The organism is Megasphaera stantonii, from assembly GCF_003367905.1.
GTDB lineage: Bacteria > Bacillota > Negativicutes > Veillonellales > Megasphaeraceae > Megasphaera > Megasphaera stantonii.
In genome coordinates this window covers 493568-513204 of the sequence record NZ_CP029462.1, presented here as the reverse complement: position 1 = coordinate 513204, position 19637 = coordinate 493568, and the positions used below count along the sequence as shown (strand labels likewise).

Sequence of the window (19637 nt, the reverse complement as noted above, 5' to 3'; positions counted from 1 at the left end):
TAATCACCATGCAGCCTGCATGGTGATTTTTTATATATAGTTCCCGCGAATGAGCTGATATTTGTTGTCACGAGGTGTTGAAATGTGGTAAAATGTGGTGAAAAGTGAAAGCGACGGGAAGGAGATGACGACAAGATGTTCATGGGAGAATATTCGCATACGATCGATGCGAAGGGCCGCGTGATCCTGCCTGCGAAATTCCGCGACGAATTGGGATCTTCCTTCGTAGTCACCCGTGGACTGGAAGGTTGTCTCTCCGTGTATACGATGGAAGCGTGGATCAATTTGGCCAACGGCATGAAAAAGCTGAAGGCTTCGAAGGAAAATGTCCGGGCTTTCAAGCGCTTTTTGTTCGGCAGTGCCGCTGAAGTTGAATTTGACCGGCAGGGACGCATTCTGATTCCGGGGACGCTGCGCGAGTACGCCCAGTTGAAAAAGGACGTGACCATACTGGGGACGGGCGATAAAATAGAAATCTGGGCCCAGGAGGCGTACGAAGAATATGCGGCCAAGATCGTGCCGGATATGGAAGAGATCGCCGAAAGTCTGGACGAATCTCTGGATATTGAGTTTTAGGAGGTATTATGGCGTTTCATCATGTTAGCGTTCTCCGCGAGGAAACGATTGACAATCTTATAGGAAATCCCAGCGGGGTTTACGTAGACTGTACTCTCGGCGGCGGCGGCCATTCCCATGCGCTGGCGGAGCGGCTGAACGACGACGGCCTGCTCATCGGGCTCGATCAGGACGCCGATGCTATCGCCGCGGCGACGAAGCGGCTGGAAGATACGACTTGCCGTCATATTCTGGTGCAGCGCAATTTCTGCCAGCTGTCCGACGTCCTCGACGAGCTGGGAATCGACGCCGTCGACGGAGTCATGTTTGATTTAGGCGTATCCAGTTATCAGCTCGACACGCCGGAACGGGGCTTTTCTTACATGCAGGACGGCCCGCTGGATATGCGCATGGACCGCAGCCGCGGCAAAAGCGCCTACGACGTAGTCAATTCGTACAGCGAAGGCGAGTTGTACCGCATTATCAAGGAGTACGGCGAAGAACGCTGGGCCAAGCGCATTGCCTCCTTTATCGTCGCCGCCCGCAAAGAAAAGGCCATTGAACGGACTGGCGAGCTCGTCTCGATTATCAAAAAGGCTATTCCAGCCGGCGCCAGAAAGGACGGCCCCCATCCGGCCAAGCGGACCTTTCAGGCCATCCGCATCGAAGTCAACGACGAACTCGGCATTCTGCGCAATGCGCTGGAAAGCGCGGCCAACCGGCTTAAGCCTGGGGGACATATATGCGTCATCACCTTTCATTCGCTAGAAGACCGCATTACAAAGCAAACGCTGAAATTATTGGCTACGGACTGCATCTGCCCGCCCGATATTCCCGTGTGCACATGCCATCATAAGGCCATACTGAAAGCGAAGCGGCAGGCTATTTCTCCGTCTCCGGAAGAACTGGAGCAGAATCCGCGTGCCCGGAGCGCCAAGTTGCGTGTCGGAATTCGAAAATAATATTTACACGGTACTGGTAGTAATTCGTCGAATGGATGTGATATAATATGTTGTCCAGAAAAGCAGGATACATACGGTATGCAGAGCAGAGGCAGGAGGCGGTTCCGGCCGACAGGAATTTTTCGGGCCTTATCCTGCGTACCTTGTCGGTAGTAGGGCTGATTTGCTTTTTTTTGCTGACATATATTGCCTTATCTGCGGCTAAAACTGATTATGGTTATGCGCTGATGAATGAAAAAAGACAGGTGCAGGCACTGCAGCGTGAAAATGAGAACTTACGCGTCGATATTGCCAAGCTGGAAGCACCTGAGCGGATATATACGGTCGCTACGAAACAGCTGGGCATGGTTGCGCCGACGTATGTGCTGTACGGCGGCCAGTCGTCCGATTCCCAGAAGGAAGCAGCCCATACAGGCCGATAATATGATGACATCAGCAGCCTTTACCCAAGGCTGCTATTGTTGTTTGCTTTAATAGAAATGAGTATGCGTACATACAGATTGCGAGGAGGATGTTTGAGGATGAAAACAGTAAGCGAACTTTGCAAGCAAATTAAGGGCATATACAACGTAGAAGGCAACGTAGAAACGCCGATTACGGGCATCGCCGCCGATTCTCGGGAAATCGAGCCGGGAAATTTATTCGTATGCATTTCCGGCGTTCACGTCGACGGCGCTTCCTTTGCCGTCCAGGCTGTGGAAAAAGGCGCCGTTGCCGTCTTGACGACGAAGCATTTGGAATTGCCTAAGGGTACCGTGCAGATCCGGGTGCCGGATATTCATCATGCGCTGGAAGACATGGTTCCCTATTTCTATGATTATCCCGGCCGCAAGATGCGCATGATCGGCGTAACCGGCACGAACGGCAAGACGACGACGACCCATATCATCGCCCATATTCTGCGGGCTGCCGGCCATCATGTCGGCGTTCTCGGCACGATTCACGCCCTCATCGACGACGAAGAGCTGCCCATTCACAACACGACGCCTGACGTCGTCGAGCTGCAGCGCTTCCTAGCGCTCATGTACGAAAAGGGCATGACCCACGTCGTCATGGAAGTATCGAGCCATGCCCTGGCCCTGCACCGCGTAGCCGGCATTGAATTCGATACGGCCGTATTCACGAATTTGACGCAGGATCACCTCGATTTTCACAAGACGATGGAAGACTACGTAGCCGCTAAGGCCAAGTTATTCAAGGGCTTGTCTTTCCGCGAACATGTCAAGGACAATAAGACGGCTGTCGTCAACATCGACGACCCGTGGTCCAAGGATATCCTCAAGGCCTGCCAGTGCAAGGTCCTGACCTATGGCGTAGAAAAAGAAGCCGACTTGAGAGGGTCGAATCTGAACGTTGAACTGAAGAAATCGTCCTTCGACGTGACCGGGCCCTTCGGCAGCGTCCATCTGAATATGAATATTACCGGCTTGTTCAACGTATATAATACGCTGGCGGCTATCGGCGCGGCCCATGCCGAAGGCGTCGATACGGAAATCATCGACAGTGCTATACAGACCTTCCACTCCGTAGCAGGCCGCTTCGAGCTCGTCGAAGCCGGTCAGGATTTTGCCATCGTCGTCGATTATTCCCACACGCCGGACAGCCTGGAAAAGGCCTTGACGACAGCTCGTGCCATGCATCCGAACCGTATTTTAGCCGTCTTCGGCTGCGGCGGCGACCGCGACCGGACGAAGCGCCCCATCATGGGCAAGATTGCGGCAGAACACGCCGACATTCCCATCGTCACGTCGGACAATCCCCGTTCGGAAGACCCCGACGCCATTGTCGCTGAAGTGGAAGCCGGCGTAAAGCAGGGCCTCAAGCCGGGCCAGCATCACGAAGTCATCGTCGACCGCCGGTCGGCTATCCAGAGAGCCGTCGAACTGGCGCAGACCGGCGACATCATCGTTATTGCCGGCAAGGGTCATGAAACGTATCAGATTTTAAAAGACTGCACGATTCACTTCGACGATCGCGAAGAAGCGCGCAAGGCCGTGCTGGCGTTAAAGGGGCGATAAGAAAATGGCTTCCTTTACGAAGACAGAAATACAAGAGGCGACGGGAGCGTCTGTCGCCGTCAGCGGCGAAAAGACTTTATTTTCCGGCGTGGAAACGGATACGCGGGTCATCGGCAGGGACGCGTTGTTTGTAGCCCTCAAGGGCGAGCGGTTTGACGGTCATGATTTTGTCGGCAAAGCCGTGCAGCAGGGCGCGGCCGGCGTTATCGTGTCCGAAATGCGGGACGAATACAGAGAGTACGGCATTGCTGTTTTCGTCGCAGACGATACGCTGAAGGCCTATCAGGCTTTGGCCCGCTTCCATCGCCGCCGTTTTTCCATTCCCGTCGTAGCCGTAACGGGCTCCGTCGGCAAGACGTCGACGCGAAATATGATTGCCTCCGTCCTGTCGCAGAAATATGACGTGCTGCAGACGGAAAAAAATTTCAACAACGAAATCGGCCTGCCGCGCACGCTGCTGCAGCTGACGGAACGGCACGAAGCCTGCGTCGTCGAAATGGGCATGCGCGGCTTGGGACAGATTGCCGAGCTGGCGGCCATTGCCGAGCCGACTATCGGCGTCGTGACGAACGTCGGCAAGAGCCATATTGAACTCCTGGGGTCGCAGGAAAACATCGCCAAGGCGAAGAGCGAGCTTGTTTTGGCTCTTGACGAAAAGGGCACGGCCGTATTGAATGCCGACGATTCCTTCGTAGCCCCGATGGCCGCCCTATGCCGCGGCAGCGTGCTGACCTACGGCACCGAGGCGGGCGACGATATCTGGGCCGAGCAGATAGCCGTAAGCGAGCAGGGCGTAACCTTCACCTGCCACTGCGGCAGCGATGTCTTCGCGGCGCAGATTCCGGCAATCAGCCGCCACCACGCCTATAACGGATTGGCTGCGGCTGCCGTCGGCTGCTTGACGGGCCTTTCGGCCGAAGAAATCCGGCGCGGCCTGGCGGCGTATAAAGGCGTGCCCATGCGGGAAGAGCTGATTTCCTTGGCGCCGTATACGTTTATCAACGACGCCTATAACGCCAATCCGGCTTCCATGCGCGCGGCTATCCGTTCTCTGGGCGCCTTGACGACGGGCCGGAAAATTGCCGTATTGGGCGGCATGCTGGAATTAGGCGATTGGGCCCGGGAAGAACATGAAGCCATCGGCCGGGAGATCGCCTCGTCGGGTATTGACGTCCTCATTACCATGGGCGAGCTGGCCGGATATATTGCCTGCGCGGCGAGAGAAGGCGGCATGAAGCAGGTCTACACGGCCGCGACGCATGACGAATGCGCCGCCTGCCTGAAAGAACTGCTGCAGCCGGGTGATACGGTGCTGCTGAAAGGGTCCCGCGGGTTTGCCATGGAAAAAATACTGTCATATTTCGAAAGGAAGTCATGTGAATGTTAAATACGCTGATATTTGGATTCGCCGTCAGCCTGGTCATCGCCTTAGTGCTGGGCAAGCCGGTTATCGGGCAGTTAAAGAAATTCCATGCCCGCCAATCTGAACGGGAAGAAGGCCCGCAGAGCCATAAGTATAAAGCCGGGACGCCGACGATGGGCGGCATCTTGATTCTGATCGCTTTGGTTGTCTCCTGTCTGGTATTCAATCCGTCGGATCTGCGCAAGGGCCTGGCTTTGTTTCTGACGTTCGGACACGGCGTCATCGGATTCCTCGACGACAGCATCAAAGCGGTGAAACGGCGTAATCTGGGGCTGACAGCCAAGCAGAAATTGCTCGGCCAGTTCGTTATGGCAGCCGTATTTTGCTTCATTTTAAAGGAATTCCTTCAATTTCCTACGACTCTTTGGATTCCCTTCACGTCGATTACGATCGATTTGGGATTCTTCTATTATATCTTTGTGTTTGTCATGATCGTCGGAGCCAGCAATGCCGTCAACCTGACGGACGGCTTGGACGGCCTGGCGGCCGGTTCCTGCGCGATTACGTCTGTGGCCTACGTCGTCATTGCCGTAGCGCTGGGATACGTCAATTTCGCCGTGTTCAGCGCGGCCTTGACCGGCGCCTGCCTGGGCTTTCTGTTTTATAACCAGCACCCGGCCAAGATGTTTATGGGCGATACAGGTTCGCTGGCTTTGGGCGGGGCGCTGGCGGCGATGGCTATCTTGACGAAGACGGAGCTGCTTCTCATTCTGGCAGGCGGATTATACGTCATTGAAGCCTTATCGGTTATCATTCAGGTTGTTTCCTTTAAGACGCGGGGCGTGCGCGTATTCAAAATGAGCCCTATTCATCATCATTTTGAACTGTCTGGCTGGAGCGAAGTAAAGGTAGTTACCGTTTTTTGGAGTTTTTCCGCCCTCATGGCGATATTGGCGATTATCGTCGTCTTATCGTGCAAATAGAGGGTATTCATATTATCTGAACAAAGCAGGTGTTGGCAAATGAGCATAATGGATTTTTCCGGGAAAAAAATATTGGTCATCGGCGCAGGTATCAGCGGCCGGGCCGCATCGATGGCCTTGGCCCGTCACGGCGGCGCAGTTATTCTCAATGACAAAAAGGACATCGACTGCACGGAAGAGCCGTGGCCGGCGCTGCAGCGTGCCGGCGTCAAGTTCGTATTCGGCAGCCAGGAAAATTCGCTGCTGGACGGCGTGGACATCGTCGTGCCGTCGCCGGTTATTTCTCCGGAAATTCCCATTATGAAAGAAGCGCTGTCGCGCCGTTTGCCCGTTTGGAGTGAAGTAGAAACAGCCTGCCGCGTAACCGATGCCGACATATTGGGCGTGACGGGTACGAACGGGAAGACGACGACGACGACCCTGCTGGGGGAAATCATGAAGGCCTCAGGCCGTCAGACTGTCGTCGGCGGCAATATCGGCATCGGCCTTTCCGAGCAGGCGGCAGATTTGCCGAAGGAAGCCGTCGTCGTAGCGGAATTGTCCAGCTTCCAGCTGGAATTTACGCAGACGATGAAGGCTAAAGCGGCCGTCGTCCTGAATATTACGCCGGACCACCTAGACCGCCATCATACGATGGAAGCCTACGCCGAAGCGAAGAAGCGCATTTTCCGCAATCAGGATGGGGACGATACGGCTGTGCTGAATTACGACGACCCGCTGGTCAGGGCCATGGCTCCGGACATGACGGGCCGCGTCGTCTGGTTTTCCACGCAGGGCGAAGTGCCTGTCGGTGCGTTTTATCAGGACGGGCAGCTTATCCTCCGCATGGACGGCCAGGATACGCTCATTTGCCGGGAAGACGAACTTCATTTATTCGGCAAGCATAATATTCAAAATTGTTTGGCTGCGTCGCTGCTGGCTTACGCCGCCGGCGTGCCTCTCGACGTGATCTCTGGCGTATTGAAATCGTTCCGGGGCGTAGAGCACCGTCTGGAAAAAGTGCGCACAATTCACGGCGTCACCTATTACAATGATTCAAAAGGAACGAATACCGACGCGTCTATCAAAGCGCTGGAAGCGTTTTCGGGACACTTGGTCTTGATTGCCGGCGGCTACGATAAGATGACACCTCTCGACGAGTTTATGAAGCTGGCCGCCGAAAAGGTCGATACGCTTATATTGATCGGCGCGGCGGCAGATCGGTTTGAACAGGAAGCGAAGAAGGCCGGCGTCAAGGATATTCGCCGAGCCGGATACAGCATGGAACGGGCGATTATGATGGCCCGCAAGATTGCCAAAGCGCCGCAGGCCGTACTGTTGTCTCCGGCATGCTCGAGCTTTGACATGTACGATAATTTTGAGCAGCGCGGACGGGTCTTCAAGGGAATCGTCAACGCGATATAGCCATATATTTATTTTTGATTGGTAGGGGGCAAAAACATGGGTCGAGTAATTATTTCAGGAGGCGGAACAGGCGGCCATATCTATCCGGCAATAACAATTGCCCGCGCTATTGCCGATATCGAGCCGACGGAGTTTCTCTACGTAGGCTCGAAGATAGGGTTGGAAAATACGCTGATTCCTAAAGAAGGACTGCCTTTTGTGACCATAGACGTACGGGGACTGGAACGCCGCATTTCCTTCCGCAACGTAGTGACGCTGGGAAAGACGGCGGGAAGCGTATTTAAGGCCGAACGCATTATTCATCGGTTTAAGCCGGAAGTCGTCATCGGTACGGGCGGATTCGTCTGCGGCCCCGTGCTGCTGGCGGCCAGCCTGAGCGGTATTCCGACGCTCGTGCAGGAGCAAAACGTCATCCCCGGCGTGACCAATTTGATTTTGAGCAAGTTTGCCAACCGCGTCGCCCTGGGATATAGGGAAGCGGCCGGCCGGTTTAAGAAAAAAGAAAATCTCGTGTATACGGGAAATCCTGTCCGCAAGGATATTTTGACGGTAAGCAAGGAAGAAGGGCGCAGCCTGCTTGGGCTGGACCCGCATAAATTTACGCTCCTCGTCGCCGGCGGCAGCCGCGGGGCGCGCAGTATCAACTCGGCCATGATTGAAGTGCATCGGTATTTTAAGGATGTCAAGGACATACAGATTCTTCATATTACGGGAGACCACGAGTACGACCGTGTCGTCAAGCAGCTCGAAGGCATCGACGGCAAAGGGCGGTACGGCGAGGGAAGCCGTATTATACCGTACCTGCATCAGATGCCGGAAGCGTTGGCGGCGGCTGATTTGGCCGTATATCGTGCCGGCGCTGTCGGGTTGGCTGAATTGACGGTGCGGGGCGTTCCTTCGATTTTGATTCCCTATCCCTACGCGGCGGAAGATCATCAGCGGTACAACGCCCAGGCCCTGGTCATGTGCGGCGCGGCTAAGATGATCCTGGACAAGATGCTGACCGGTAAGGATTTGCTGGAAGAAATCCTTCATTTAAAAGAAGATCCGGAAGCGTTAGCTTCCATGGCCAAGGCCAGCAAGGCTCTGGGCCGGCCTCAAGCCGCTCACGACATTGCGAAGCTGGCGTTATCGATTGCGCGCCGACGCACGGGAAGCAGCGCAAAGTAAGGATGTGTAAGACCATGGTCAATCTCAACGACGTACGAAAAGTACATTTTATCGGCATTGCCGGCGCAGGCATGCGGGCAATAGCCAACGTTTTCATAGAAAAAGGATATATCGTATCGGGGTCGGACCTCAAGCGGTCGGCCATTACGGATAAATTTGCCGAACAGGGCGCGCGCATCTGCATCGGCCAGAAGGCGGAAAATCTGCAGGATGCCGAAGTCGTCGTCATCTCTTCGGCAATTCGCGAAACGAATGCAGAAGTAGTAGAAGCGCGGCGGAGGCATATCCCGGTGATACATCGGTCCGACGCGCTGGTACATATCATGACCTGGGGCAAGGGCATATCCGTCGCCGGAGCGCACGGCAAGACGACGACGTCGTCCATGCTCGGCCAGGTCTTTGAAGAAAGCCATCTGGAACCGACTATCGTCATCGGCGGTGAAGTCGATTACCTGCACAGCAATTCGATTTTAGGCAAAGGCGAATACGTCATTGCCGAAGCCGACGAAAGCGACGGGACCTTCCTGAAGCAGTCGCCGTATATCGCTGTCGTAACCAATATCGACGCCGATCACATGGATCATTACGGCTCCATGGACAACGTCGTCGAAGCCTTTAAGGAGTTTATACAGAAGCTGGACGCCGAGCAGGGGCTGGCCGTCCTGTGCTTTGAAAACGAATACATCCGCCGTCTGGCGCCGTCTCTGCAGCGCCGGTATCTGACGTACGGCATCGAGGCTGAGGCGGATTATCAGGCTCGGAATCTCCATTATGCCAAGGGCAAGCTGTATTTTGACGTGCTGTTTCACGGCGAGACGCTGGGCGAACTGATGCTGAACGTGCCGGGACGGCACAATGTCCTGAACGCGCTGGCGACGACGGCTGTGGCGCTGCGCTGCGGCATTTCCTTCAGTCAGGTAGCTTCAGCGTTGTCCCATTTTCACGGCGCAAAGCGGCGCTTTCAAACGAAAGGCTTTGCCGGCGACGTATGGGTCGTCGACGATTATGCCCATCACCCGACGGAAATCAACGCCACCCTCACGGCGGCCCGCGACATGGGCACGCACCGCGTCGTCTGCCTGTTTCAGCCGCACCGCTATACGCGGACGCAGCTCCTTCTTGAAGATTACGGCTCGGCCTTTGCTAAAGCCGACGTCCTCATTGTGACCGACGTATACAGCGCCGGCGAAGATCCTATTCCGGGCGTGACGGGCCGGCTTATTGCCGATAAGGTTCGCGAAAAGACCGGACAGGACGTCATCTACATTCCCCATACGGAAGACGTCGTCACATATTTGAAAGAACATGCCCGGCCGCTGGATTTAATCATTACCATGGGAGCCGGAGACATTTATAAAGTGGGAGAACAATACTTGGCGGAAGCAAAAGGATAAGATTAAAAACATGAACACTACTATAGAAACGATGAAACAGAAAAAAATTGCCGTCGTCGTCGGCGGCCCGTCGTCGGAAGCAGAAGTATCGCGCAATACCGGCGCGGCTATTGCCAAAGCGTTGACGACGAAAGGCTACGCTGTAGAGACGATTGAACTGGTGCCGGAGCGGCTGGTAGAGACGCTTAAGGAAAAAAATATTGACGTCGTATTCAACGCCCTGCACGGCCGGTACGGCGAAGACGGCGTGCTGCAGGGGCTTTGCGAAATGATGGGCCTTCCCTATACGGGTCCCGGCGTCATGGCCAGCGCCGTCGGCATGAGTAAGGTCGTGAGCAAATGCGCTTTTCAGGGCGCCGGTATTCCGACGGCTCCCTTCGCCTATTATTTCTCGGCCCAGGGCTTGGACTATATAGCTGACGATATTGGGCGTCGCTTTTCGCTGCCCGTGGTCATCAAGTCGTCGGCCCAGGGGTCGACGATCGGGACGGTCATCGTCAGCGACGCGTCGGATATTCGGGCGGCTCTGGATGAAGCCTTCCGTTACGGTCCGGCCATCATCGCCGAAGCCTTTCTCGACGGAGAAGAATTTACCGTCGCCGTCATGGACGACATGGCTATGCCGGTCATTCAAATCGTTCCCAGCACGGGGCGGTATGATTACTATTCGAAATATACGCCCGGCGTGACGAAGCATCTCTGCCCGGCGCCGATTTCGCCGGAACTGACGAAGAAAATGCAGGATTTAGCCCTGCAGGTCTTCCACCTGTGCCAGTGCAGCGGCGTCGCCCGCGTCGACATCATGACGAACAGCCAGGGAGAACCGTTCGTCCTGGAAATCAACACCGTGCCCGGCATGACGGCGACGAGCCTCGTGCCTGACGCGGCTATCGCGATGGGATTGTCCTTTGAAGACTTGTGCGAAAAAATTTTATTGGAAGCCTCTGTCGGCAAGTTTTAACTGCACAGTACGTTAGGATGTAGCATGAAGAAAGAAAACTATCGTAATTACCAATTTACATCGGATACAACTTCGCGGCGGAAGCCGGACAACGCGGCAGCGTTTAAGCATACGAGCGACGTGTTCGTGCCGCCCCATTTGGCGCATGATCCGCTGGACGATTTGTACGGAAACCGGCGCGAAGCCGAACGGCGGCAGCAGCTGCAGGAAGAAGAAACACGCCGTCGGAAGCGGCGCATAAAGCGCGAGAAGATAAAGAAAAAGCGGAAGCAGAAGCGCAAGGGACGCCTGACGGCTGTCGGCATCGTCCTGTTCGTCCTGCTGCTGTGGGTCTTTCTGCGCTTCGCCGCCGTTCCCTTCGGCACACTGGTCATTCAGGGAAATGAAACGCTGACGACGGATGATATATACCGGGCCGCCGGCGTTCCGGGCTACGTCAACGTCGTGCAGCTGTCGCCGGACGAGCTGAAGAATCGGCTGGAAAAGGATCTGCGCATCAGCAGCGCCGTCGTAGAACGGCAGTTCCCTGCGACGATACAGGTGACGCTGACCGAGCGGAAGGCGGCTGCTATCGTCATGACGATGTACGGCTTTGCCTATGTAGATAAGGACGGCGTCGTCATAGAGTTAGAGCCGCAGATACAGGGCGTATCCGTACCGATTATGACTGGGAAAAAGGTCGATACGCTGCTGCTGGGAGATACCATAGCCGATCCCGCCCTGCGCGCCGGCTTAGAGTATTTGCAGAATTTGCCGCCGGACGTATTGAAGCATATGGCTGAAATCAACGTAGGCAATCCGGACAATATCATTGCCTATACGACGGACTCGCTGCCCGTTCATCTGGGCAAGGGCGATAAGCCCGTCGAACGGGCGGCCATTACTGACGAGCTGCTGAGGGAAGTAGACAGCAACCATTTGCTGGTTCAATATATTGACACGACGCCCGGCGCTCCGGCTGTTAAGAGTAAGTAATCAGATGCCGGACCGCTCCGACAAAGGGGCTGACGACAGGCGAAAGCCCGTAACTGAGCCGTTGAGCGGCCCGAAAGATTTAAAAAAAGATGTAGATAATTTTTCCGATATAGTGTAAAATAATATAGAATCCTATCTATATATAGCAGTGCTGACGAATTTGAAGGAGGAAACAGAAGTATGGCAGAGTTTGCAAATATAAAAGTAATTGGTGTCGGCGGCGGCGGAAACAACGCCGTCAACCGTATGATAGAAAGCGGTCTGCAGGGCGTGCAGTTCATTTCCGTGAATACGGAAGATCAGGTATTGGAAGTATCGCAGGCCGACGTTAAGCTCCAGATCGGCGAAAAACTGACGCGCGGCCTCGGCGCCGGCGCTAATCCTCAGGTCGGCGAACAGGCAGCTTTGGAAAGCAAGGAAGAAATCATCAAAGCCCTTCAGGGCGCCGATATGGTCTTCATCACGGCCGGCATGGGCGGCGGCACCGGCACGGGCGCAGCTCCTATCGTAGCGGAATGCGCTAAGGAAATGGGCGCGCTGACCGTCGCCGTCGTAACGAAGCCCTTTGCTTTTGAAGGCAAGCGCCGTAAGGAACAGGCTGAAAAGGGCGCGGCCTATCTGAAGGAAAAGGTCGATACGATCATCACGATTCCGAACGATAAGCTGCTCCAGATTATCGATAAAAAGACGCCGCTCAAAGACGCGTTCCTCGTAGCCGACGACGTTCTCCGTCAGGGCGTGCAGGGCATTTCCGATTTGATTACGACGACAGGCCTCATCAACCTGGACTTTGCCGACGTCAAGACGATTATGTCCGATCAGGGCGAAGCGATTATGGGCATCGGCGTAGGCTCCGGCGAAAACAGAGCCGTCGAAGCCGTCGACAGCGCGATCCACAGCCCGCTCCTGGAAATGGGCATTGACGGCGCGCAGAGCATCCTGCTCAACGTCACGGGCGGCCCGGATATCAGCTTGTATGAAATCAATGAAGCGGCGGAAAAAGTTGCCGAAGCTGTTGATCCTGATGCCAATATCATCTTCGGTTCCGTTATTGACCCGGATATGGAAGATTCGATTCGCATTACTGTCGTTGCGACTGGATTTGGCAAAGAACCGTCTTCGATTCCTTCCTTCGGACAGGCGGGCGGACTTAAAGCCGGGGATTCCAAAGATGCCGGCGGCGTAGAAATTCCTACGTGGATGAGATAAGCAGTACAGTAAAAAGCGGATCCTTAGGGACCCGCTTTTTTTCAAAATTCCCCGCGCAGCGCGCGCGTTAGGAGGAATACATCATGAAATGTCCTTTTTGCAAGCATGACGATACCAAAGTAACCGATTCGCGGGCTACGGACGACGGCAGAGCCATTCGCCGCCGCCGGGAGTGCCAGAGCTGCGGCCGGCGGTTTACGACGTACGAGATGGTGGAAGAATCGCCGCTCATCGTCATTAAGCGCAACGGCAGCCGCGAGCTCTTCGACCGCAGCAAGATATTGAACGGTCTGCTGCGGGCCAGCAATAAGCGGATGATAACGCGGCAGCAGCTGGAAGACATCGTTTCTCACGTAGAACGGGATATACGGAATTCTCTGGCTCAGGAAGTCACGAGCGAGAAAATCGGCGAAATGGTCTTGGACGAACTCAAGTCTATCGATGAAGTCGCCTATATCCGCTTCGCGTCGGTATACCGGAAATTTGCCGATTTGGAAAGCTTTATGGCCGAGCTGGAGCATTTGATGGGAACGAAAAAGAAGGAAGCCGTAGAAGAACAGCATGACATTGAGGAGTAAGTATGACTGAAGGGTATATTGATAACTTTTTAAACGATGCATTGCCGAAGCTGCGAATCGCCGTCGTCGGCGATATCATGGTCGACCGTTACGTCTTCGGCAGCGTGGACCGCATTTCTCCGGAAGCGCCTGTGCCGGTCAATAAGGTCAACCGCATTTCATCGGTCCTGGGAGGCGCGGCGAACGTTGCCGCCAACCTGGCGAATTTAGACTGCCGCGTATATTTAGCCGGCTTAGTCGGCGATGATGAAAACGCCGCTCTTCTGCGCGGTCTGCTGGATGACGTCGGCATCGACGGCACGGGGATGGTCGTGCGCAAGGGCCACGTGACGACGACGAAGGTGCGGGTCCTCGGCTCGCGTCAGCAAATGGTACGGCTGGATTTTGAAGACGCCGTCCCCTTTGAACGGGAAGAAGAAGACGCCTTGGCGGCCTGGCTGGATCAGCGCATCGCGCAGGGCTTAGACGGCATGATTTTGTCGGATTATAAAAAAGGCGTTCTGACGGACCGCATGTCCCAGCTGGTTATCGAACGGGCCCGCAGGGCGGGAATTCCCATACTCGTCGACCCGAAGGGCAGCGACTGGCACAAGTACAACGGCGCTGATTTTGTGACGCCTAATATTAAGGAGCTGGGAGACTGCTGCGGCGAGAAGATACCTAACGAAGGCCAGGCCGTCGTGGATGCGGCGCGCAGGCTCCATGAGCAGTATGATTTCGCCCATATCATGGTCACGCGGTCGGAGAAGGGGATTACGGTCATCCGCAAGGATGGCAAGGTATGGAACAATCCGGCGACGGCTCAGGAAGTGTTCGACGTATCAGGCGCCGGTGATACTGTCGCCGCGGCGTTTTTGGCGGCTGTAGCCAGTCATTTGTCGATTCGCACGAGCCTGCAGGTTGCCAATGCGGCGGCAGGCATCGTCGTCACGAAGGTCGGGACCTATCCGATTCACCGCAGCGAGCTGCTGAAGCTGTGGCAGGAATGGCATCCCAATCGCTGGGCTCCGTACAAGGCCTTGAGCTGGGAAGAAACGGCGGAAAAAATACGGCAGTGGCAGAAACAGGGAGAAACGGTCGTCTTTACGAACGGCTGCTTCGACATCCTGCACCGCGGCCACGTCCTGTATCTGCAGCAGGCGGCCATGCTGGGACAGCACCTCGTCGTCGGCTTGAATTCCGACGCGTCGGTACGGCGTCTGAAGGGCGAAACGCGCCCTCTTGTCCACGAGGAGGACCGGGCCGTGCTGCTGAGCGCCCTCGGCTGCGTCGACGAAGTCGTCATGTTTACGGAAGATACGCCGGCAGAGCTGCTCAGCGTGCTGCGGCCGGATATCCTCGTAAAGGGCGGCGACTATAAGGCCGAAGAGGTCGTCGGCAGGGAATATGTAAAACGCGTAGAAATCATATCCTTTGAAGAAGGATATTCTACGACGGGATTAGTACAGAAAATCGCCTCTCTGGCGAAGGAGGGTAAACTATGAAAATCGTAACAGGCGGAGCCGGATTTATCGGCAGCAATATAGTAAAACAACTGAATAACCGGGGAATCGACGATATCTTCATCGTCGACGACTTGACGGACGGACGCAAATGCCGCAATCTGCAGGGCCTTTCGTTCTACGATTACATGGACTATGAAGATTTCGACATGCAGATGGCCGACGATACCTTTGACTGCGGCTATATCGACGTCGTATTCCATGAAGGAGCCTGCTCTGATACGATGAACTACGACGGCCGCTATATGATGAAGAACAATTACGAAGGCAGCAAGAACCTGCTGCGCTACTGCATGCAGCGCAAGATTCCCTTCCTGTATGCATCGTCGGCGTCGACCTACGGCAGCGGCAAGAACGGCTTCCGCGAAGAACCGCAGTGCGAGCAGGCTCTCAATCCCTACGCCTATTCCAAGCTGCAGTTCGACCGCTTCGTCCGCCGCGTCATGCCCTTGGCGAAGAGCCAGATCGTAGGCTTCCGGTACTTCAACGTCTTTGGGCCTCAGGAAAATCACAAGGACCGCATGGCGTCCCTCATTTTCCAAAAATACAACGAACTGCAGGAAACGGGCAAAATCACCTTGTTTGCCGGTACGGCGGGCTATGAGGACGGCGGCCAGATTCGCGATTTTATCTACGTCAAAGACGTCGTCAACGTCGTATTTTATTTCTGGGAACATCCGGAGCTGTCGGGCATTTACAACTGCGGCACCGGCGTAGGTCATACGTTCAATGAATTTGTCCAGGGCATCATCGATTACTGCGGCAAAGGGCATATCGAGTACGTCCCCTTCCCGGAAGTCCTTAAGGGAAAATATCAGAGCTATACCCAGGCTGATACGCAGAAGCTGATGAAGGCCGGCTATGACCGGGGCTTTACCCTTCTCGGCGAAGCGGTAAAGGAATACTGCAGCATCCTCGAAAAGAGCGGCGGGTATTACGAATGAGAAAGGCCGTGTTTTTTGACCGCGACGGCGTCCTCAACGTCGACAAGGGTTATTTAAGCCGCGTAGAAGATTTTGAATGGATGGACGGAGCGAAGGAAGCCGTCGCCTGGCTGACGAAAGAAGGCTATGACGTCGTCGTCGTGACGAACCAGAGCGGCGTCGCCCGCGGCTATTATACGGAAGAAGACGTGCGGCGCCTTCACGACTGGATGTGCCGGCAGATTGAAGAAGCCGGCGGCAAGGTCATGGCGGTGTATTACTGCCCGTATTTAGAAGGCGCGCCTGTCAAAGCGTACGATAAAAAGAGCGATTGGCGCAAGCCTGCGCCGGGCATGATTTTGCAGGCGGCAGCCGATTGGGATATTGACCTGGCTTCGTCGGTTATGATCGGCGATATGCCCCGCGACGTGGAGTGCGGCGAACGTGCCGGCGTGCCGTCGTATTTATTTGAAGGCGGTTCTCTGCTCGATTTTGTCCGAAAGGTCGTAAAAGAAGGGAAATGCCGTGAAACCATATAAGAATATCCTCATCGTCAAAATGAGTTCTCTCGGCGACGTGCTGCACGCCCTGCCGACGCTGTACGCCCTGCGGGAAAACTGCCCCGACGCGCGCATCGTCTGGGCTGTGCACAAGCAGTTTTCCGCCGTTTTGCCGGGCAAACCTTATATCGACGACATCGTGTATATCGATAAGAAGGGGCTGAAATCGCTGTCCTATTTGAAAGAGCTGCGCCGGACCTTGCACGAGTATCATTTTGATATGTGCCTCGATTTGCAGGGGCTGGCCAAAAGCGCGATCGTCGCCTTCTGCAGCGGCGCGAAGGAAAAGTACGGCTACTGGGAAATGCGCGAAGGCAGCTTTCTGGTCAGCAAAGGGCTGACGGGGACGCATAAATTCGATCACGTCATCGAACGGTATTTGGATACGGTACGCGCTTTAGGCGGCGCTGTAGACGGCGTCGAATTTCCTCTTCCGTCTGTCGACGCGGAAAAAGCGTCGCTTTCAGGGCGATTTGCTGCCGATGGCATGACGGGCCCTTATATTGCCGTCGTGCCCGGCGCGCGGTGGGACGTAAAGGAATGGCCTGTTCCGTATTGGCAGGAGTTTCTGCGCCGCGTTGTCCAAGGTGGCATGAACGTCGTCCTGTTGGGCAGCGGCGACGATGTGCCGAAGGGGAGGGCCATTGCCGAAGGCGTTGCGTCGCCGCGTCTGTTTGATTATACAGGAAAGACCAGTTTACGCGAGCTCATGGCGGCTATCGCCATGTCCCGCTTGTACATCAGTGCCGATACGGGGCCGCTGCATATTGCCAATGCCCTGAAGAAGGAGCTGATCGCCCTGTTTGGCCCGACCTGTCCGGATCGGACGGGGCCGTACGGCGGCGCCCGCAGCGAATACATCCATATGATTATTTCGCCTACGTCGGCGGCGACGCAGGAGCAGCCCCTCGTCGACGACCCGGACTGCATGAAACAGATATCCGTCGACAGGGTCTGGGAGACATATACGGACATCGTAAAGGAGGCAGATAATGATTAATTTGCGTCACAAACGAATTATCGTAACCTTCTTAATGCATTTAGGCGATTTGGTGCTGATTACGCCCTTTCTGCAGGTACTGCGCCGTCATGCTCACGGATCGGATATCACCCTCGTCGTTGACGAAAAAGTGGCCGACGTCGTGCGCTACAATCCGAACGTGGATCATATCGTGACTGTCGACAAAAAAGGCAAGGACAATTCAGTTGGCGCGCTGTGGCGTATTGGGCGGGAGCTGCACAAAAATCATTACGACATTTTGATAAATCTTCATCCTAATGAACGGACATCGTTTTTAGCGGCGGCCATCCAGGCGAAGCAGTTCGTCGGCATGAGTCATTTTTTGATTCGGCCTTTTATGGACACGTATACGCGGCTGGATCGCCTCCATTTTCACGCCGCCGATATGTATCTCAACGTGCTGGTTCAGCTGGGCATCGACGATTACCGAAACGACGGCCTGCAGCTGGTTACCTGCCCCGCATGGGATAAAACGGCCGATGATTTCTACGCGTCTCAGGGCGTAGGGCCGAATGATAAGCTCGTCGGCTTCAACATCGGCAGCGCCGTGCCCCAGAAACGCTGGCCTCCCGACCGGTTCGCCGCCGTCGCCGATTACTTTGCCGATAAAGGCTATACGTGCGTATTCTTTGGCGGTACGATGGACGAAGAGATGGTCGGCGAAGCCGTATCGCTGATGCGGCATAAACCTGTCGTAGGGACGGGAAAATTTTCGATCGGCGAACTGGCCGCTGCGATTAGGCGCTGCTCCCTGTTTATTACGAACGACAGCGGTCCTATGCACATTGCCGTAAGCCAGCGCGTACCCCTCGTCGCCTTGTACGGGCCGAGCAATCCCAAATTTTACGGGCCCTATACAGACCGGGCTATCGTATTGGAATCGACGACCCATTACGAAGTGGGCAAGAGCATGAAAAAAATCATTAAAGAAGGCAAATACAAAGGCATTTCCGTCATTCCTCTGAGCCAGGTAATACAGGCTGGAGAAGAATTGCTGGAGCGCTATAAAGAAGAATGAGAATTTCTCTTTCTTATTTTTGCCTTTTCGCGGCAAATAGAGTATAATGTAAGTAATATGACATATGATGAAATAAGTAGTGCATGATTACACGATGGAGGTGTTTCCCGTGAAAAAGATAGTGTTGGCCAGCGTATTAGCGGCCCTCGTTTCGGTTAGTGCCGTTTCTTTTGCTGCACCTATACGAAATCCTCAGGCTGGTGATTTTAAAGCAAATGTCAACTTCGGGTTTGATCAGGAAGAAGGCGACCGCAGTGCGGAAAGCCGTTTTGTCGGCGGCGATTTGACCTATGTCCTTAATGATAAATGGGATATTCAATATATTAATAACTATACGAAAGGCGATAACGGAAATAAGATCAACGAACATTATGTAGTTGGCAACTATCGCCTGGCGCCATATTTATCCATTTATGGCGGCGGCTCCTATGTCGACACGGATACGTGGCATTCGGGTAAGAATTCGTATGGTTATCAGTTCGGTCTCCGCGGCCAGCTGCCTCTTACAGACCGCCTGCAGGGCTTTGCTTCTGTCGGCGTCGGCGATGACGTTAATTCTTATGAAATCGGCGTCGGCTACGATATTACGTCGAGCTGGGACGCTCATGTAAAATACCGCAGCGCCAGCGTAGACGTGGATAACTACGATGATGACGTAGAAGGCTGGCAGGTCGGTATGGGCTACAAATTCTAAATTTCATTTCATCAACAAAAGCGCTGCGTCGGACTGACGCGGCGCTTTTTAGTACGCGCCGCAGGGCCGCATCTTGGTGTATCCATTGACAAGGAACGGCTCCGTTCCGTATAATATGAAATAACATGCGCTGTGGTTGAAAGTCGATGCCAGTCGCAGGCGAAGCGATCCACGTAAGGAGCTCAAAGCAGCTCTGATCATAGTGCGGCCTAGAAGTAAGACCTGCCGCGAAACGGCGAGAGAAGTAGTAGTGGGGGATACACATCTATGAGCGAACCTTCCAGCAGGCGAGTGTGGGGGTAAAGACCAGGTCAGGCATGTTGCAAAGCTGTGCATTGCGCACAGCT

At 54.8% G+C, this 19637-nt stretch carries 19 protein-coding genes; all 19 read left to right on the top strand.

Annotated features, from left to right (window positions below; all coding sequences use genetic code 11):
• The first annotated feature begins 135 nt into the window (after positions 1–135).
• The 19 genes from mraZ (at position 136) to DKB62_RS02425 (ending at position 19290) form a co-directional block, all read left to right on the top strand.
• Positions 136–576: a division/cell wall cluster transcriptional repressor MraZ gene (gene mraZ, locus DKB62_RS02515; RefSeq protein ID WP_087478071.1), complete on the top strand. Its 441-nt coding sequence runs from the start codon at positions 136–138 to the stop codon at positions 574–576.
• A gap of 8 nt (positions 577–584) precedes the next feature.
• Positions 585–1517, top strand: a complete 933-nt coding sequence (rsmH, locus tag DKB62_RS02510) for a 16S rRNA (cytosine(1402)-N(4))-methyltransferase RsmH (protein ID WP_107195679.1) — start codon at positions 585–587, stop codon at positions 1515–1517.
• Positions 1518–1744: 227 nt separating this feature from the next.
• On the top strand, positions 1745–1939 hold the full coding sequence (locus DKB62_RS12760) for an FtsB/FtsL family cell division protein (RefSeq protein WP_240320131.1): 195 nt from the start codon (positions 1745–1747) through the stop codon (positions 1937–1939).
• A gap of 99 nt (positions 1940–2038) precedes the next feature.
• Positions 2039–3535, top strand: a complete 1497-nt coding sequence (locus DKB62_RS02500; protein ID WP_107195677.1) for a UDP-N-acetylmuramoyl-L-alanyl-D-glutamate--2,6-diaminopimelate ligase — start codon at positions 2039–2041, stop codon at positions 3533–3535.
• Positions 3536–3539: 4 nt separating this feature from the next.
• Positions 3540–4922, top strand: a complete 1383-nt coding sequence (locus DKB62_RS02495) for a UDP-N-acetylmuramoyl-tripeptide--D-alanyl-D-alanine ligase (RefSeq protein ID WP_107195676.1) — start codon at positions 3540–3542, stop codon at positions 4920–4922.
• Complete coding sequence (gene mraY / locus DKB62_RS02490; RefSeq protein ID WP_087478066.1) at positions 4916–5881, top strand: phospho-N-acetylmuramoyl-pentapeptide-transferase; 966 nt, start codon at positions 4916–4918, stop codon at positions 5879–5881. Before DKB62_RS02495 ends, mraY begins: the two co-directional genes overlap by 7 nt.
• Before the next feature lie 39 nt (positions 5882–5920).
• Complete coding sequence (murD, locus tag DKB62_RS02485) at positions 5921–7285, top strand: UDP-N-acetylmuramoyl-L-alanine--D-glutamate ligase (RefSeq protein WP_095629368.1); 1365 nt, start codon at positions 5921–5923, stop codon at positions 7283–7285.
• Positions 7286–7321: 36 nt separating this feature from the next.
• Positions 7322–8455, top strand: coding sequence for an undecaprenyldiphospho-muramoylpentapeptide beta-N-acetylglucosaminyltransferase (gene murG, locus DKB62_RS02480; protein ID WP_107195675.1), 1134 nt, complete (start codon positions 7322–7324; stop codon positions 8453–8455).
• A gap of 14 nt (positions 8456–8469) precedes the next feature.
• Positions 8470–9849, top strand: coding sequence for a UDP-N-acetylmuramate--L-alanine ligase (gene murC / locus DKB62_RS02475; RefSeq protein WP_087478063.1), 1380 nt, complete (start codon positions 8470–8472; stop codon positions 9847–9849).
• 31 nt (positions 9850–9880) lie between these two features.
• Positions 9881–10810, top strand: coding sequence for a D-alanine--D-alanine ligase (locus DKB62_RS02470; protein ID WP_162860322.1), 930 nt, complete (start codon positions 9881–9883; stop codon positions 10808–10810).
• A 24-nt stretch (positions 10811–10834) separates the two neighbouring features.
• The gene (locus DKB62_RS02465; protein WP_107195674.1) at positions 10835–11785 is read left to right on the top strand and encodes a cell division protein FtsQ/DivIB; all 951 of its coding nucleotides are present in this window, start codon (positions 10835–10837) and stop codon (positions 11783–11785) included.
• Positions 11786–11965: 180 nt separating this feature from the next.
• On the top strand, positions 11966–12994 hold the full coding sequence (gene ftsZ, locus DKB62_RS02460; protein ID WP_087478061.1) for a cell division protein FtsZ: 1029 nt from the start codon (positions 11966–11968) through the stop codon (positions 12992–12994).
• 83 nt (positions 12995–13077) lie between these two features.
• The gene (nrdR, locus tag DKB62_RS02455; RefSeq protein WP_087478060.1) at positions 13078–13572 is read left to right on the top strand and encodes a transcriptional regulator NrdR; all 495 of its coding nucleotides are present in this window, start codon (positions 13078–13080) and stop codon (positions 13570–13572) included.
• A 2-nt stretch (positions 13573–13574) separates the two neighbouring features.
• Positions 13575–15056 (top strand): D-glycero-beta-D-manno-heptose-7-phosphate kinase, encoded by a 1482-nt coding sequence (rfaE1, locus tag DKB62_RS02450; protein WP_095629366.1) that lies wholly within the window; start codon positions 13575–13577, stop codon positions 15054–15056.
• Positions 15053–16018 (top strand): ADP-glyceromanno-heptose 6-epimerase, encoded by a 966-nt coding sequence (gene rfaD / locus DKB62_RS02445; protein WP_107195673.1) that lies wholly within the window; start codon positions 15053–15055, stop codon positions 16016–16018. The genes rfaE1 and rfaD overlap by 4 nt, the downstream gene beginning before the upstream one ends.
• Entirely contained in the window at positions 16015–16536 is a 522-nt protein-coding gene (locus DKB62_RS02440) for a D-glycero-alpha-D-manno-heptose-1,7-bisphosphate 7-phosphatase (RefSeq protein WP_107195672.1), read from the top strand. Before rfaD ends, DKB62_RS02440 begins: the two co-directional genes overlap by 4 nt.
• The gene (locus DKB62_RS02435; protein ID WP_107195671.1) at positions 16523–17557 is read left to right on the top strand and encodes a glycosyltransferase family 9 protein; all 1035 of its coding nucleotides are present in this window, start codon (positions 16523–16525) and stop codon (positions 17555–17557) included. The genes DKB62_RS02440 and DKB62_RS02435 overlap by 14 nt, the downstream gene beginning before the upstream one ends.
• Positions 17550–18596: a glycosyltransferase family 9 protein gene (locus tag DKB62_RS02430; protein WP_107195670.1), complete on the top strand. Its 1047-nt coding sequence runs from the start codon at positions 17550–17552 to the stop codon at positions 18594–18596. Before DKB62_RS02435 ends, DKB62_RS02430 begins: the two co-directional genes overlap by 8 nt.
• Before the next feature lie 109 nt (positions 18597–18705).
• Entirely contained in the window at positions 18706–19290 is a 585-nt protein-coding gene (locus tag DKB62_RS02425) for an outer membrane beta-barrel protein (protein WP_095629361.1), read from the top strand.
• The last annotated feature ends 347 nt before the right edge of the window (positions 19291–19637 follow it).